Origin of the sequence: Micromonospora sp. C95 (assembly GCF_018070465.1) — a bacterium.
In the GTDB taxonomy this organism is placed as follows: domain Bacteria; phylum Actinomycetota; class Actinomycetes; order Mycobacteriales; family Micromonosporaceae; genus Micromonospora.
Map to the genome: position 1 here is coordinate 78,972 of NZ_JAGPXT010000020.1, position 16,272 is coordinate 95,243.

At 71.7% G+C, this 16,272-nt stretch carries 12 protein-coding genes and 1 pseudogene; 8 read left to right on the plus strand and 5 right to left on the minus strand.

The window, feature by feature from the left end:
• The first annotated feature begins 5 nt into the window (after positions 1–5).
• The 4 genes and pseudogenes from KBX00_RS21250 to thiC all read left to right on the plus strand — a co-directional run bounded on the left by KBX00_RS21250 (position 6) and on the right by thiC (position 4,160).
• Complete coding sequence (locus KBX00_RS21250; protein ID WP_210829608.1) at positions 6–791, plus strand: thiazole synthase; 786 nt, start codon at positions 6–8, stop codon at positions 789–791.
• A 65-nt stretch (positions 792–856) separates the two neighbouring features.
• A pseudogene (locus tag KBX00_RS29425) lies at positions 857–1,462 on the plus strand (thiamine phosphate synthase); the annotation flags it as partial.
• 299 nt (positions 1,463–1,761) lie between these two features.
• Positions 1,762–2,550, plus strand: coding sequence for a bifunctional hydroxymethylpyrimidine kinase/phosphomethylpyrimidine kinase (gene thiD / locus KBX00_RS21260; protein ID WP_210829610.1), 789 nt, complete (start codon positions 1,762–1,764; stop codon positions 2,548–2,550).
• A gap of 14 nt (positions 2,551–2,564) precedes the next feature.
• Positions 2,565–4,160 carry a phosphomethylpyrimidine synthase ThiC gene (gene thiC, locus KBX00_RS21265; RefSeq protein ID WP_210829612.1) on the plus strand — a complete coding sequence of 532 codons (1,596 nt, stop codon included), beginning with the start codon at positions 2,565–2,567 and terminating at the stop codon, positions 4,158–4,160.
• Between the two features lie 168 nt (positions 4,161–4,328).
• Here thiC and KBX00_RS21270 read toward each other — a convergent pair whose 3' ends face one another.
• The 4 genes from KBX00_RS21270 to KBX00_RS21285 all read right to left on the minus strand — a co-directional run bounded on the left by KBX00_RS21270 (position 4,329) and on the right by KBX00_RS21285 (position 8,706).
• Positions 4,329–6,563, minus strand: a complete 2,235-nt coding sequence (locus KBX00_RS21270) for a hypothetical protein (RefSeq protein WP_210829614.1) — start codon at positions 6,561–6,563, stop codon at positions 4,329–4,331.
• A 78-nt stretch (positions 6,564–6,641) separates the two neighbouring features.
• Positions 6,642–6,971, minus strand: a complete 330-nt coding sequence (locus KBX00_RS21275; RefSeq protein ID WP_210829616.1) for a cupin — start codon at positions 6,969–6,971, stop codon at positions 6,642–6,644.
• Positions 6,968–7,918: an LLM class F420-dependent oxidoreductase gene (locus tag KBX00_RS21280; RefSeq protein WP_210829666.1), complete on the minus strand. Its 951-nt coding sequence runs from the start codon at positions 7,916–7,918 to the stop codon at positions 6,968–6,970. The genes KBX00_RS21275 and KBX00_RS21280 overlap by 4 nt, the downstream gene beginning before the upstream one ends.
• A gap of 2 nt (positions 7,919–7,920) precedes the next feature.
• A complete protein-coding gene (locus KBX00_RS21285) occupies positions 7,921–8,706 on the minus strand; it encodes an ABC transporter ATP-binding protein (RefSeq protein WP_210829618.1) in 786 nt (261 codons plus the stop codon).
• A gap of 268 nt (positions 8,707–8,974) precedes the next feature.
• Between KBX00_RS21285 and KBX00_RS21290 the strand changes: the two genes are divergently transcribed.
• Together KBX00_RS21290 and KBX00_RS21295 are read left to right on the plus strand one after the other, a co-directional pair.
• Positions 8,975–10,000, plus strand: a complete 1,026-nt coding sequence (locus KBX00_RS21290; RefSeq protein ID WP_164447862.1) for an ABC transporter substrate-binding protein — start codon at positions 8,975–8,977, stop codon at positions 9,998–10,000.
• A 99-nt stretch (positions 10,001–10,099) separates the two neighbouring features.
• Complete coding sequence (locus tag KBX00_RS21295) at positions 10,100–10,960, plus strand: ABC transporter permease (protein ID WP_210829620.1); 861 nt, start codon at positions 10,100–10,102, stop codon at positions 10,958–10,960.
• A gap of 155 nt (positions 10,961–11,115) precedes the next feature.
• Here the strand turns inward: KBX00_RS21295 and KBX00_RS21300 are convergent, their stop codons facing one another.
• Complete coding sequence (locus KBX00_RS21300) at positions 11,116–12,297, minus strand: ABC transporter substrate-binding protein (protein ID WP_210829622.1); 1,182 nt, start codon at positions 12,295–12,297, stop codon at positions 11,116–11,118.
• Between the two features lie 445 nt (positions 12,298–12,742).
• Between KBX00_RS21300 and KBX00_RS21305 the strand changes: the two genes are divergently transcribed.
• Positions 12,743–15,841 (plus strand): sensor histidine kinase, encoded by a 3,099-nt coding sequence (locus KBX00_RS21305; protein ID WP_210829624.1) that lies wholly within the window; start codon positions 12,743–12,745, stop codon positions 15,839–15,841.
• Positions 15,838–16,245, plus strand: a complete 408-nt coding sequence (locus tag KBX00_RS21310; protein WP_093403659.1) for a roadblock/LC7 domain-containing protein — start codon at positions 15,838–15,840, stop codon at positions 16,243–16,245. The genes KBX00_RS21305 and KBX00_RS21310 overlap by 4 nt, the downstream gene beginning before the upstream one ends.
• The last annotated feature ends 27 nt before the right edge of the window (positions 16,246–16,272 follow it).

Genomic DNA, 16,272 nt, shown 5'->3' on the forward strand with positions numbered 1-16,272 from the left:
ACGGGATGGACGACCAGGCGACCGGCTTCGAGCTGGGCGGTGTGCGGTTCACCTCCCGACTGATCCTCGGTACCGGCGGGGCGGCCAACCTGCACGTGCTGGAGCAGGCGATCCGGGCGTCCGGCACCGAGCTGGTAACCCTGGCGCTGCGCCGGGTGGAGACGGTGCCCGGCGGGCCCGGCGGTCTGCTGGAGCTGCTCGACCGGTGCGGCGTACGGCTGCTGCCCAACACGGCCGGCTGCTACACGGCGGGCGAGGCGGTCAAGGTGGCTCGGCTGGCCCGGGATGCGTTCGAGACCGACTGGGTCAAGCTGGAGGTGATCGGCGACGAGCGGACGCTGCTGCCCGACGGGGTGGAACTGCTGCGGGCCGCCGAGGAACTCGTCGACGACGGGTTCACCGTGCTGCCGTACACCTCCGACGATCCGGTGCTGGCGCGGCGGCTGGCCGACGTCGGCTGCGCGGCGGTGATGCCGGCCGGCGCGCCGATCGGCTCCGGCCTGGGGATCAACAATCCGCACCACATCCGGCTCATCCGGCAGGACGTCGGCGTGCCGGTGATCCTGGACGCGGGCATCGGCACCGCCTCGGACGCGGCGCTGGCCATGGAGCTGGGCTGCGACGCGGTGCTGCTCGCCAGCGCGGTGACCCGGGCCGCCGACCCGGTGGCCATGGCCACCGCGATGCGGTACGCGATCGCCGCCGGCCACCTCGCCCGCAGCGCCGGCCGCATCCCCCGCCGCTTCCACGCCCTGCCTTCCACCCCCGACGAAGGCCGCCCCGACCTATGACCGGGCGGACTGATCTTGTGAATCTTGGCCCGGGAGCGCCCCTCCAGGGGCCGGTTCGTACCAAGATCCAAGTGCCTTCGGGGGTTGTGCTGCTTACCGATCGGCGGGTGGCTCGGGGTGGGCTGGTGGAGGTGGTGGCGGCGGCCGTGGCGGGGGGAGTGCGGTGGGTGGTGCTACGGGAGAAGGATCTGCCGCGCGTCGAGCGCCTCGCCCTCGCCGCCGAGCTGCGATCGATCCTCACCGAGGCCGGCGGAACCCTTGTCGTCGGCGGCCCCGACCCGCTGGTGGCCGGCGATCAGGGCCGCACTCCGATCGCGCTGCACCTGCCGGCGGCCGGCCCGTACCCGCCGCCCGCCGCCGACCTGATCGGCCGCTCCTGCCACGATGCGTCGGAACTACGCCGCCTCACCACCGAGGACTACGTCACCCTCTCGCCGATCTTCCCCACCCGGACCAAGCCGGGCTACGGCCCACCCCTGCTTCCCGCAGGTCTGGCCGAGCTGATCCGGCGGAGCCCCGTGCCGGCGCTGGCCCTCGGCGGCATCGAGACCCCCGCCCAGGTGCACGCCTGCGTCCAGGCCGGAGCCTGCGGAGTGGCCGTCCTCGGCACCATCATGCGCGCCCAGGACCCACACCAGACCACCGCCACCCTCACCGCCGCCTTCCACGCCACACCCCCTCCGACCCCCTCAAGCCGGCACGTTCCGGTGGGGGATGACCACGACGGGGCTGCGGCCGACCGTGCCCACGCAGGGATCAAGCCTGACCGCCCGGAGTGGGCCCGGACGACCCTGAGCCCTCCAAGCCGGCACGTTCCGGTGGGGGATGACCACGACGGGGCTGCGGCCGACCGTGCCCACGCAGGGATCAAGCCTGACCGCCCGGAGTGGGCACGGTCGGCCGCAGCCCTAAACCGCAACCACAACCACAACCACAACCACAAGACAACCCCAGACCAAGAGGAACTGCCGTGACCCCCACCACCGTGCTCACCGTCGCCGGTTCCGACTCCGGCGGCGGCGCCGGCATCCAGGCCGACCTGAAGGTCTTCGCCGCGCTCGGCGCGTACGGCACGAGCGTGCTGACGGCGGTCACCGCGCAGAACACCCGGGGCGTCGACGCGGTGCTGCCGCTGCCCCCGCGACTGGTCACCGATCAGCTCGACAGCGTGCTGTCGGACTTCGCGGTACGGGCGGTCAAGACCGGGATGCTGGGCAGCCCGGCCGTGGCGGCCGCGATCGCCGACGCGGCGGCGGCCGGCCGGCTGCCGCAGCTGGTCGTCGACCCGGTCCTGGTGGCCACCAGCGGGCACCAGCTCGGCGTGGTGGAGGCGGTGGAGCGGTTGCTGCCGTACGCCCGGGTGGCCACACCGAACAGCGCGGAGGCCGCCGCGCTCACCGGGACGGCGGTGACCGACGTGGCGGAGATGACTGCGGCGGCGCGGGCGCTGGCGGCCGGTGGACCGGAGTGGGTGATCGTCACCGGCGGCGACGTGGACACCGGCGCGGAGGCGGTTGACGTGCTGCACGGCCCGCAGGGGACGACGCTGCTGCGTGCCCCACGGGTGCCGACCAGGCACACCCACGGCACCGGTTGCTCGTTCTCGGCGGCCGTGACGGTGCGGCTGGCGCTTGGCGATTCGGTGCCGGCGGCGGTCGGGGCCGCCAAGGAGTACGTCACCCGGGCGCTGACCGGCGCGCGGGACTGGGAACTGGGCGCGGGCCGTGGACCGATGGACCACTTCGGCTGGTCCGCCTGATCAGGGAGGCTGTCATGCAGGCATGTCGTCACAAGGTGTACGTCGAGGGATCACGGCCGGACATCCGGGTGCCATTCGCGGAGGTGGAGCTGACCGGGGACAACCCACCGGTACGGCTCTACGACACCTCGGGTCCGGGCTCTGATCCGGAGGTGGGGCTGGCACCGCTGCGGGGACCGTGGATCGCCGAGCGGGCCGACGTGGCGCCGGTACGCGGTGCCGGAACCCCACTGGCCGGCTCGGACGGTAAGCGGCCGACGCAGCTCGGGTACGCCCGCGCCGGTGTCGTCACGCCGGAGATGGAGTTCGTGGCGATCCGGGAGGGGATGGCGCCGGAGTTCGTCCGGGACGAGATCGCGGCCGGTCGGGCCGTGTTGCCGCTGAACATCAACCATCCGGAGTGCGAGCCGGCGATCATCGGCAAGGCGTTCCTGGTCAAGGTCAACGCGAACATCGGCACCTCGGCGGTGAGTTCCTCGGTGGCCGAGGAGGTGGAGAAGCTCACCTGGGCCACCCGGTGGGGCGCGGACACCGTGATGGATCTGTCCACCGGCAAGCGGATCCACGAGACCCGCGAGGCGATCGTGCGCAACTCGCCGGTGCCGATCGGCACCGTGCCGATCTACCAGGCGCTGGAGAAGGTCGGCGGTGATCCGGTCAAGCTGAGCTGGGAGGTGTTCCGGGACACGGTGATCGAGCAGGCCGAGCAGGGCGTGGACTACATGACGGTGCACGCCGGGGTGCTGCTGCCGTACGTCCCGCTGGCGGTGGACCGGGTGACCGGGATCGTGTCGCGCGGTGGCTCGATCATGGCGGCCTGGTGCCTGGCGCACCACGAGGAGAACTTCCTCTACACCAACTTCCGTGAGCTGTGCGAGATCCTGGCCCGCTACGACGTGACGTTCTCCCTCGGTGACGGCCTGCGGCCCGGGTCGATCGCGGACGCCAACGACGAGGCACAGTTCGCTGAGCTGCGAACCCTCGGCGAGCTGACGAAGATCGCCTGGGAGTACGACGTGCAGGTGATGATCGAGGGTCCGGGGCACGTGCCGATGCACAAGATCAAGGAGAACGTCGATCTTCAGCAGGAGTGGTGCCACGAGGCACCCTTCTACACGCTCGGTCCGCTGACCACCGACATCGCGCCCGCGTACGACCACATCACCTCGGCCATCGGAGCCGCGATGATCGGCATGTTCGGCACCGCGATGCTCTGTTACGTCACGCCGAAGGAGCACCTCGGGCTGCCGGACCGCGACGATGTGAAGGCCGGGGTGATCGCGTACAAGATCGCGGCGCACGCGGCCGACCTGGCGAAGGGACATCCGGGAGCGCAGGCCTGGGACGACGCGCTGTCGAAGGCACGGTTCGAGTTCCGCTGGGAGGACCAGTTCAACCTCTCGCTGGACCCGGAGACCGCACGGTCGTACCACGACGCGACGCTGCCCGCCGAGCCGGCGAAGACGGCGCACTTCTGCTCGATGTGCGGGCCGAAGTTCTGCTCCATGAAGATCACTCAGGACCTGAAGGAGTACGCCGCCCGCGGCATGCAGGACAAGTCCGACGAGTTCCTCGCCTCCGGCGGACGGGTCTACCTGCCGCTGGCCTGACCGGTCGGGACGGGCGGAGCGAGTGAGCCTTGAGCGCCTCATGTCACTCGGACATGAGGCGCTCGACCCTTGCCGCTCGCGGCAGTTGACGACGGTGAAGACCCCGGACGAGGGCGCGGTGGAACCGACGAATCCTGGTGCGCGGGTGGCGCCTCGACGTCGGTGGCCTCAGCGTCGGTGGTGCCGCCCGGTCGAGCGCAGGGAGCGGCGTGTTCCCTTCGGCGGGGTGGGTTCGTCGTCGTCGAGCGGTCGGCTGAGCCCGGCGACCCAGTCGACGTACTCCTCGTCCTGTGCCGGCAGCGGTTCGTCCTGCTCGGTCGCGGCATTCTCCGCCGACCGGGACCTGCCGCGTCGGAACAGTCCACGTCGGCCCTTCTCCGCCTCGCCGTCCGGTTGGACGTCCTCGGCCCGGGCGGCGGGCGGCTTCGTGAACGCGGCGGTGAGGTCACGGGCGGTGGCCGCCGGCTCGATGGAGACTTCCGAGGTCTCGGGGAGGGCCGCTGAGCTGCCAGGAGTCGATGGCGCGTCGGGCCCGACCGTGGCCCGGGTGAGATCGGGCAACATGAACCGCTGCCGCGGCGGTGCCTCCGGCGACATTCCCTCCGCCGATCGGCCTCCGGCATCATGCGTTGGCGTTGGCGTTGGCGTTGGCGTTGGCGTTGGCGTGGCCTGCGGCGTGGTGGGCGGCGGGTCCGCCGACGGGTTCGGGGACCGGGGCGTGGGGGCACGGCGGGGCGTCGGAGTCCTGTCGCCGGAAGCGACCGGCGCCTCGGTCTCCACCGTGGTGGGTGCCGCCTGAGGCAGGTCGCTGCCGTCGCCCACCGGTGCCGGCTCGGTCGATGCCCCGGGCTGCCCGTCGCTCCCCGCCCCCGGCTGCTCGTCGAATTCCGAGCCGGCGGTCTCACCCGTCGGCTCGCCGTTCTGCGCCCGCTCGCCGGTGTGGCTGTCCTCGTTGGTCGACAACACCGAAGCGGCCCCGGTTCGCCGCCCGGCTTCGGCCGCTGGCTCGGCGGTGTCGGTTCGTCGCGCGGCGTCGCCCGCTGGCTCGGGAGCATCGGCTCGGCTCCCGGCGTCGTCGAGCCGTGCGGCACCGGCGTCGACCGGGCCGGTGCGGTCGGCACCGTTGCCATCGCCTGCGCTGTCGGCGGAGCGTACGCCGCCGGGCGGCTGCCCACCGACGCCGGTCCTCGCTGCGGCTGTCGTCGGTGCGGTGCCGGCGGCGGCCGGGCCGCGGGTAACCGCACCGCCGGTGGTCGGCGTGGCCGTGGCGGCGGACGGGTTGGTGTGTGCGATCGGCCAGTGCCAGTGTGGCGGTGAGCCGTCCGACGTGACGACGGCCCGGGGACCGTCGTCGGAGCGGGTTCCTGCGGTGGACCGGTCGGTCTCGGTGCCGTCGTCGACCACCACGACCGGGCGCGCCGAGGTGGCTGCCGGGTCGGCCGGTGCGCCGGCCGACCCGGGCAGCGCGGGGGTCGTCGGCAACGGTTGCAGAATTGCGGTCGGTTCGATGGCGGTGCCGCTGGTGGGCGTGGCGGCCCGGTGGGTGAGCCGGCCGGTTACCGGCCAGGGCAGCAGTGCTGCCGCGGCCGACCCGAGCGCGCCGACCACCACCGCGATCAGCGCGGCGTAGTAGGGGGTCAACTGGTACCGATCGCCGGTGTCACCGGGGCCGGCGGCCAGGTAGGCGAACGCCACCAGCACCGGTCCGGCGATCCCACTGGGCCCGCTGACCAGTGCGGGATGGCCGCGCCACCGGGCCACCGTCGCGGTCGCCGCGCCGGCCAGCAGCGTCACCATCGGCAGGATCAGCAGCGCCAGTCGCTGCGCGGTGTCGGCGGCGAGCCAGGCCGGCTCCAGCACGCCGAGGCGTACCGGGGCCAGCGGTCCACTCGCCCCCAGCGACGGGATCACGGACAGTAACGCGAGGAACCAGACCGTCGCGGCCACCGCCGCCATGTTCCAGGCGAACGGCGGTCGGACCAGGACGGCCAGCGCGGCGCCGGCACCGACCACCGCGCCGAGCCCGGCGCAGATGGCCACGGCCCACACCGGGTCGACCGAGACGAGTTCGGCGTTGCGGGCCGGCTGCATGCACAGCGGTGCCACCACCGTGGCACCCAGCGCGGCGCTGCCCGCGACCGCCAGTTGCCGGCCGGTGCCGGTGAGCTGCCCACCGTGGCGGGCCAGCCGCTCGGTGAGCACCGCGCCGATCACCGCGGCGTTCGTGGCGAACCAGCCGGCCCAGACGAGCTGGGCCGGCCACTGGTTGATGCTCGCGCCGGTGAAGCTTCCGGTGAGTCGGACGATGCCGAAGCCGAAGGCGAGGCCGAGCTGACCGGCGCCGGCAAGCAGGCTGACGCCGAACGCGGTGAACAGTAGTCGGCTCGATGTCCGATGGGCCATGACCGGCACGTTACGGTCCGTCGCCACCGATCGCCACCGGCACGCCGTGGACGGACGTACGACCTGCTCGCGGCGGGTCTACTTGAGCTCGACCAGCCGGGCCAGGTATGTCGTGTCGCCGACGTTTGTGAGCATGTGCACCGCCCCCGGATCGCGATAGACCACCCCACCGGTCGGCTCGTCCGCGTCGATCTTGACACCGTCGACCGTCTGCACGACGTTCTTCGCGCCCTGGACGGCCACCACCAGATAGGGGTGGTCGTGCCGGTGCAGCGGCTGGCGCTCACCGGGCTCCAGCCGAATGTGCCAGACCCGTACCCGGTCGTTCTCGAAGACGATCTCCTGCCCCACCGGGCCGAGCACGGGTGCGGAGCCGGGCGTGACAGCGTCCGCTGGCGTTTCGGTCATCGGGTTCCGTCCACGTGGGGGAGCACCTCGGCGGCGATCAGCTCCAGGTGCTCCAGGTCGGTGAGGTCGATCAGGCGTAGATGCACCCGGGTGGCGCCGATCGCCGCGAACTCGCCGATCCGGTCGACCAGTTGCTGCGGTGAGCCGACCACCGGGTCCTCCGGCGGTAGGGCGCTCTTGACGTGCAGCGGCGCCGCTCTCCGTCGGGCCTCGCTGTCGGTACGCCCGATCGCCACCACGATGCCGGCGGAGAGCGTCAACGGCCGACGCCCGCTGCCGGCGCGGTCGACCCGCTGACTCGCCTCCTGGACCCGCTCGTACGCCTCGCGGGCCTGTTCGACGCTGGTGAAGGGAACGTTGAACTCGTCGGCGTACCGGGCGGCCAGCTCCGGGGTGCGCTTGGGACCGCGCCCTCCGACGATCACCGGCGGGCCCGGAATCTGCACCGGTTTGGGCAGCGCCGGCGAATCAGTGAGCCGGTAGTGGTCCCCGACGTAGCTGAACGTCCCGCCGGACGGGGTGCGCCACAGCCCGGTGATCACTTCGAGCTGTTCGGCGAGCCGGTCGAATCGTTCGCTGGTGCCGGGGAACGGGATGCCGTACGAGATGTGCTCCCGGGCGTACCAGCCGGTGCCGATGCCCAGCTCGACCCGACCGCCGCTCATCTGGTCGACCTGCGCCACCATCACCGCGAGCGGGCCGGGCAGCCGGAACGTCGCCGAGGTGACCAGGGTGCCCAGCCGGATCCGGCTGGTTTCCCGAGCGAGCGCCGCCAGGGTCAGCCAGGCGTCGGTCGGGCCGGGTAGGGCCGGTTCGTCGCCCATGGCCTGGTAGTGGTCGGCGCGGAGGAAGGCGTCGAAGCCGCCCTGTTCGGCGAGCCGGGCGAAGCGGAGCTGGTCGTCGTAGGTGGCACCCCGGTGCGGCTCGGTGAAGACAGCCACCCGCATGTTCATCGTCCCTCCGTACCGGCTGCTGCCGGCTGGTCGCGTTCCATCAGCAGTTCGTGCAGGTCGGCACTGACCCGGGCGACGTCGGCCAGGTGGGCGTTGCGACCCAGCGTGCGCGGACGCGGAATGGTCACGTCGACGACCTTGCGGACCCGGCCGGGGCGTGGGCTGAGCACCACCACCCGATCGGCGAGGAGCACCGCCTCGTCGATGGAGTGGGTGACGAAGACGACGGTCGCGCCGTTGCGCATGTGGACCCGCTGGAGTTCGCCGGCGAGTTCCTCGCGGGTGAGCGCGTCGAGCGCGGAGAAGGGCTCGTCCATCAGCATGACCCGGGGGTCGCCGATCAGCGACCGGCACAGCGCGACCCGTTGCTGCATGCCACCGGAGAGTTCGTGCGGCAGTCGCTTCTCGAAGCCGGACAGCCCGGCCACGTCGAGCAGGTCCCGGGCCCGGTCGCGGTGCGCGGCCCGCTTCCAGCCGAAGACCTCCACCGGCAGCAGGACGTTGTCCAACACGCTGCGCCAGGGCAGCAGGGCCGGCCGCTGGAACAGCATGGCGATGTCCCGGCGCGGTCCGGTGACCGGCTTGCCGTCCACGGTGACCTCGCCGGAGGTGACCGGGATCAGACCGGAGATCAGCCGCAGCAGAGTGGACTTGCCGCATCCGGAGCGGCCGAGTACCGCGACGAACTCACCCTCGGCGACGTCGAGGTCGATGCCCCGCAACGCCTCGACCCGGCCGGCGCGGCCGTCGAAGGTGCGCGACACCTCGGAGAGTCGGATCATCGCCGACGGGCCTCCCCCTGAGTGGAAAGTCAGGAACTGGCAAAGGCTATCGGCCTCGGTCCCGTATCGCACCGTCCGGGGTGGACATCACTTTGTATCCGTTCCGCAACCCGGTACGCCTGGCGTCGCAAAGGTGGGGTTCTCGTACGCTGTGCCCGCGAGAGTCCCCCTCGATACGCGGTGTCGGCTTCCATCCGGCTGCCGGTGCCGCACCGACAACTCCCTTCCGGCGGCCCGACGCCCCGGTTGGAAAGGACAAGGTGCACTGATGAGAAGGCTGACCCGTACGGTCGCCGCGGCCACGATGGCCACCGCGCTCGCCCTGGTCTCCGCGTGCAGCAGCGGCTCGGACGACGCAGACGGCAACGACGTCGGCTCGTCCCTGGAGCAGGTGACGTACCTCACCTCGTTCGGCAACTTCGGGCGCGACGCCTACGCCTGGGTGGCCAAGGAGAAGGGCTACTTCAAGGACGCCGGCTTCGACGTCGAGATCAAGCCGGGGCAGGGCACCGGCTCCGTGATCCAGACGGTCGTCGGCGGTCAGGCGCATTTCGGCCCGATCGACCTGACCGGTGGGCTGCTCCAGCTCGGCAACGGTGACGCCAAGGACTTCGTCGCGGTGGCCGCGATCCAGCAGCGCACCATGGCGGCCATCGCCACCGTCGACGGCACGGGCATCACCACCCCGAAGGACCTGGAGGGCAAGACTCTCGCCGACACCCCCGGCTCGGTGGTCCGCAACCTCTTCCCGACGTACGCCCGGATGGCCGGCATCGACTACACCAAGGTGAAGTGGGTCAACGGCGAGGCGCAGACCCTGATGGGCACGCTGGCCTCCGGTTCCGTCGACGGCATCGGCCAGTTCGTGGTCGGCCAGCCGACCATCGAGGCGGTGACCAAGAAGAAGGCCGTGCTGCTGCCGTACAGCAACGTGATGCAGGACCTCTACGGCAACGTGCTGATCACCTCGAAGCAGTACGCCACCGAGAAGCCCGAGCAGGTCAAGAAGTTCACCGAGGCGCTACTCAAGGGCCTGGAGTACGCCCTGGCGAACCCGCAGGAAGCGGCCGAGATCCTGGCCAAGAACGCCGAGGCGGTCGTTCCCGCCGCAGCCGCCGCCGAGCTGCAGTTGATGGCCGGATACGTCCGCTCCAGCAACTCCGGCACCGCGCTGGGCACGCTGGACAGCGGCCGGGTCGCCAAGAGCATCGCGATCCTGCGTGGCGCCGGCGCCCTGAAGTCGGATCTCACCCCCGACCAGATCATCGACTTCAACCTGGCGCCGAAGGCCTGAGGCCGTTCGGTACCGCACGGAGTACGCCGCACCGCGTTCGCCGGTGCGGCGTACTCCACTCCCCGCCCGTGACGATTCGCCGAACCGCAGGAGGATCCGATGACCGACGTCCGTCCACGGCAGCCGGAGGCGACGCTCGCGCCCGAGCAGTCCCCGGCCGCACCGCGTGGTCGACGCCTGCGAGCCGGTGGTCTGCGCTCGGGCACGACGGCCGCGCTGCTACCGGCCGCCGGGCTGCTGGTCGCGCTCGGCCTCTGGTGGCTGGTGGCCCGGCTGGAGCTGATCCATCCGGCCGCCCTGCCGCCGCCCGGTGACGTGCTCGCGGCGTTCGCCGACCGGCCGGCCCGGCTGCTGGAGCACACCGCCGCCACCACCGGCGAGATCCTGCTCGGCTTCGCGCTCTCCGCGGTGGCCGGGGTGCTGATCGGCCTGGCGCTGGCGGCCTCCCGGACGGTCGAGCGGATGTTCACCCCGCTGCTGGTCGCGGTCAACGCCGTGCCGAAGATCACCCTGGGCCCGCTGCTGGTGGTGGCGCTCGGCTGGGGTCAGAAGCCGATCCTCACCATGGTCTTCCTGCTCTGCTTCTTCCCGATCGTGTTGTCCACCGCGACCGGGCTGACCACCACTCCGGCCGAACTCGCCGAACTGGTGCGGTCCTGGAACGCCTCCCGTTGGCAGGCGTTCCGCAAGGTCCGCTTCCCCGCCGCGCTTCCGCAGATCTTCGTCGGCCTCAAGGTCGCCATGCCGCTCGCCGCGATCGGTGCCGTGATCGGTGAGTTCCAGGCCGGTGAGGGCGGCCTCGGCTACGTGATCCAGCAGTACGCCGGCATCGGCGACACCGCGACCGCGTGGGCCGCCATCATCCTGGTCGCCCTGGTCAGCATCGTGCTCTACGCCGCGCTGGTGCTCGTCGAGCGGCGCAGCCTGCCCTGGCTGCGGGAGACCACCTCCAGCCGCTGACCACACCAGCCACCCAAGAGATCACACCCAACGATGACGGTCAGTCGTCCCCCCGTTCGCAGGTGTGGCCGCACCGCGACCGGCGGAGGGATCAAGCCTGACCGCCCGGAGCCGGTCGCGGTGCGGCCACACCCACCGCAGCCGGCGACGACCGATCAGCCGGCCAGACGCCACCGGCCGTTGCGGGCGATCAGGGTCGTCAGCGCCTGCGGCATCAGCCCGGAGTGGTTGTCCGGCGTCATCCGGATCGGACCGGTCAGGCCGTCCAGCTGGGACGTCTCCAGCACGTCGCGGAGGCGGTCCCGGTCGACCTCGCCGACGGGGCCGCCGGCCCGCAGCTCCGCGTCGGCGATGAGCTGGATCGCGTCTGCGGCGAACGAGGCGGAGCCGTGGTAGCCGCCGTACCGGGCGGTGTAGTCCTGGAACCATTGACGGCGGGCGGCCTTCGCGGGGGTGGTGGCGATGACGTCGTCGATCACCATCGTCTGGGTGAAGACCAGGGTGGCCCGTTCGGCCGACCGGGCGGCCGAGCCGAGGAAGAGGTCGCCGGCGGCCGAGGCGTCGAGGAACAGGGCACCTGTGTAGTCGGCCCGCTCCACCGCGCTGGCGGCGAGCATCGCCTGTTCCGGCGGGGTCCAGATGACCAGGGCGTCGGGATCGGCCCCGGTCAGTCTGCCGGCCTGCCCGTCCAGTTCCGTGTCGGTGCCACGGACGGACGCCTCGGCCAGCACCCGGATGTCGACCTTGTCGAACTCGCGGCGCAGCGCGGCGGCGCCCTCCTGGCCGTAGGCGTCGTCGCTGCGCAGGAGCCCGACCGTGTCGATGTTGCGGCGGCGCAGTTCGACGGTGAGGGCCGCGGCGTTGTCGGCGGCGTTCGGGGCCAGTTTGAACATGTAGCGGCGTTCCGCGACGGGGTTCACCACGGCGCCGGCCGCAGCGAGTGCCACGGTCGGGATCCGGTTCTCATCGACCGTGCGCACCGCACCGACTGCGCATTCGTTGCAGCCGCCCATGATGATGGCGGTCACTCGCTTATCGTTGCTGAAGTCGACGATGTTCCGCAGTGACTCACTGGCGTCGGAGCGGTTGTCCTTGAACAATAGTTCGACCGTACGGCCGTTGAGTGCGCCCGAGGCGTTCAACTGATCGCGCTTCAGTTCCAGGGCCTGCCGGTACGCCTTGCCGACCCCGGCCGAGGCACCGGAGAGTTCCAGGTCGGCAGCGATCACGATCGGGCTCGTGTCCTGCTCGTCCCCGCCGAACTGGCAGCCTGCGAGGGTGGTGGCGAGCAGGGTCGACACGAGCGCCGTGGCGGTCGCGGAGCGGAAGGGGGTCAACTGGGTCCTCCTGATGCGGCACGGGCGGGGCCCGGTCACCGGCGGCTCGTCCGTCCACTGTGGATAATGAGACGGCCCTGCCGTACCGTGTGTGCGAAGCCTGCAAAACCTTGCCAATGCCGGGCGCTGCGGTCAAGCGGGTCAGCGAGAACGTTTCGGGACACCGATCCCACATGTTGGTGTAACCAAATGTTTTCAAATGCTCACTGTGGCGACACGTGTGGCCACTCTGGAGTTACATGCCCTGTTCAGGGGCGCTGTGGAAATGTAGGTATTAGTTGACCGGATCACGGGTTGCGTGCCGTCCGACCGTTTCCTGCCCTCCTGCGGCTTCCCAAACACGATCTCGTCTGATGAAATCGCGGCCGTGCCGCGCGTGGCGCCGGCTGTCGCTCGGCGCCCGGGTCGGCGGTTCTGGCGGGAAGAAAACGACGGAGGCGATGTCGTGAGCACCGGACCGACGGCCCTGCCCGCCAGTGGTGACGCCGCGCAGAGGAACGGCGGTCGACTGCCCCGGCTGCGCGACGCCCGGATCCGGTCCAAGCTGGCGCTGATTCTCGTGGTTCCGGTGGCGGCGGTCATCGCCCTGGCCACGGTCCGACTGGTCTCCGTCGGCGAGGGTGCCTACGACGCGAGTCAGTCCCGCGCACTCACGGCGCTGTCCATCGACGTCTCCGCGCTGACCAACGACCTGCACGCCGAACGGATGGCGGCGGCGGCCTACCTCGCCGCACCGCAACAGCGGGCCGACGCGTACAACCTGCGGGTCCGCGAGACCCAGCAGCGGATCGACGAGTACCGCGCGGAGCGGGCCCGGGTCGGCGATGCGCCCCCGGCGATCCGCGACCGGCTCACGGCCATCGACGCGCACCTGGACACCCTCGACGGCACCCGGCAGGAGGTGCTCGCCCGCGAGCAGATGGAGGTCGCCGAGGCAGTGCTGCGCTACGGCGTGGTTCTCGACGACCTGGTCGCCTACGGCGACGGGCTGGCCCAGTTGCCCGGCGGCGAGGAGGTCGGTGACACCCGCCGGGCGGTCGCCGCCTTCGCCCGGGCGAAGGCGGCCGTCGCCGAGGAAGAGGCGGTCGCGTTCACGGCACTCAGCGCCGGCCGGCTGGACAACGAGCAGTTCTCCACCTTCGTGGCCACCCTCACCGGGCAGCAGGAGGCGCTGGTGGCCTTCTCGCTCGCCGCCGACCCGGTGCAGCGCGCCTTGGTCGAGAGCACCGTCTCCGGTGACGCGGTGGTGCTGGCCGACCGGATCGCCACCGACCTCAGCCGCTCGGTGAACCAGCGTGCGCCGTTCACCGCGCAGGAGGCCACGGCTGCGATCGGCGCGGTGAACGAGCTGATGCGGTGGGCCGAGATCGAGCTGGAGAACCGCCTGCTGGCCCAGGCCGAGCAGGCCCGCTCGGACGTCATCCGGCAGGCCGTGGTCGAGACCACATTGGTGCTGCTCACCCTGATCATCGCGGTGACCCTGGCCGTGGTGCTGGCCCGCTCGCTCAACCACTCCCTGCGCCGGCTGCGGGAGGGCGCGCTCTCGGTGGCCAACCGCGACCTGCCCGAGGCGGTGCGTCGGCTCCAGGGAATGGGCAACGTCAGCGACGGCAGCGTCGACGAGATCGTTCGCGAGGTACGTGACCCGATTCAGCTCAACAACCGCGACGAGGTGGGACAGGTCGCCCTGGCCTTCAACGTCGTGCACCGGGAGGCGGTCCGGGTCGCGGCCGAACAGGCGGCCCTGCGGACCAGTGTCTCGGCGATGTTCCTCAACCTGGCCCGCCGCAGTCAGACCCTGGTCGACCGCATGATCGGCGAGCTGGACGCGATCGAGCGCGGTGAGGAGGACCCGAAGCGGCTCGCGCAGCTCTTCGAACTCGACCACCTCGCCACCCGGATGCGCCGGAACGACGAGAACCTGCTCGTGCTGGCGGGGGCCGACTCGGCCGTGCCGCGCCGCGACGACGCCCTGCTCGTGGACGTGTTGCGGGCCGCACAATCCGAGGTGGAGCTCTACAACCGGATCGAGTTCGGCACCGTCGACACCGACGTGTCCGTGGCGGCCCACGCGGTGAACGACGTGGTGCGGCTGGTGGCCGAGCTGCTCGACAACGCCACCCGCTTCTCGCCGCCCAACACCACGGTGGTGGCCGACGGACGGCGCATTCGGGACTACGTGCTCATCCAGATCGAGGACCGTGGTCTCGGCCTCTCCGACGAGCAGTTGGACTCGCTCAACCGCCGACTCGCCGCGCCCTCCGCGGTCGACGTCGCGGCATTCCGCCTGATGGGTCTGGCGGTGGTGAGCCGGCTCGCGGCCCGCTACGGCATTCGGGTCGAGCTGCGTCGCAACGTCGAGGGCGGCACTGTCGCGCAGGTCACCCTGCCCGCCGCCACCGTGGTGCTGCCCAGCCTGCGCGGCCGCGACCAGGCGATCACCCGACCCCGGCAGCCGCTCGCGGTCGAGCAGAACCCGCTCGCGTCGGTCGGCCACGGCGACCCGGCCGGGGGGACGGGGCGCGGCAACACCGCGACCCTCGTCGACCGGTGGCACAACGGCACGTCCCCCGGTACGCCCTGGCCGGGAGCGGAGGCGGCCCCTGCCGACCCGCCGCCGCCCCGGACGCCGCCGCCGGCCTTCAACGGGTTCAACGCGGGTTCGCCCACGGTCGCGCAACCCACCCTCGACCCGCTACCGCCCCGAGGCACCGGAAACCACGGCCAGCACGCCGATCCCGGCCTGCCGGTGGGACCGGTCGCCGGTGCGGGCGGCACGGCACCGGCGGGATTCGCCCCGGCCGCCGGCCAGCACGCCGGTGGCGACGATCTCGACGGCTCCGGGTTCCGTGGGCTGGGCGCCAGCCTGGCCGCCACCGCACCACCCCCGACCCGTCCGATCACCGTGCCACCCGAACAGTCCTCCGATTCGCCGATCTTCCGCGAGATGGAGGCGGTCTGGTTCCGCTCGCACGGCAACGACGTCACCACGATCTTCAGCCGACCGCAGTTCGACGAGCCGGCCCCGCAGGCGGTCGCCACCCCACCGGCACCCCCTGTCGAGCCCACCAGGGGACGGAGTCCGTTGCCAACCCGCACGCCGGGTGCGGCCGCCGCCGCGACACCTGAGCCGCCACCGTCGTACACTTTCTCGTCCGCCAGCACGGCTGGTCCGGCGCCGAGCGCGCCGCCGACCTCGCCCGCGCCGCCACCGCCGTCCACGTCACCGCCGTCCACCCGGCAGCCCGAAACCGGCCAGCCGGAGGACGACGCCTGGCGGACGGCGGCCGACGAGGGCTGGTCTCGGGCCAGCCGGGCGGCCGAGCCCACTCCCGCCGGCACGACCCGGTCGGGGCTGCCCAAGCGGGTACCCCAGGCACAGCTCGTGCCCGGTGGCATCGAGCCGCGCGGCGGGCGTGAGCACGGCCGCCGGACCCCCGACGAAGTACGCGGACTGCTGTCGGCATACCACCGTGGTGTCCAGCGCGGTCGGACGGCTGGAGTGAGTCAGAACAGCACCTCGATCAAGGAGACGAGCCGATGAACAGGCCAGCGGCCATACAGGACATGGGTTGGCTGCTCAGCAACTTCGCCGACAGCGTGGCAGGCATCGCCCACGTCGTGGCGGTGTCCGCGGACGGGCTGTTGCTCGCCTCCTCCCGGGACCTGCCGGCGGACCGGGCGGATCAGCTCGCCGCGATCACCTCCGGCGTGGTGAGCCTGACCGAGGGCGCCGCGCGGATGTTCAGCGCCGGCGGCGTCTTGCAGACAGTTATCGAGATGGACAGCGGCTACCTGTTCCTGATGTCCATCAGCGACGGATCGTCGATGGCGGTGCTCGCGGCGCGTAGCTGCGACGTCGGCCAGGTGGGCTACGAGATGGCACTGCTTGTGGAACGGGTCGGTGCGGCGTTGGTACCGCTGCCCCGGGACGCGGTGCGGTCGTAACCGGTGCACCGGACCGGCGGAAGGCGG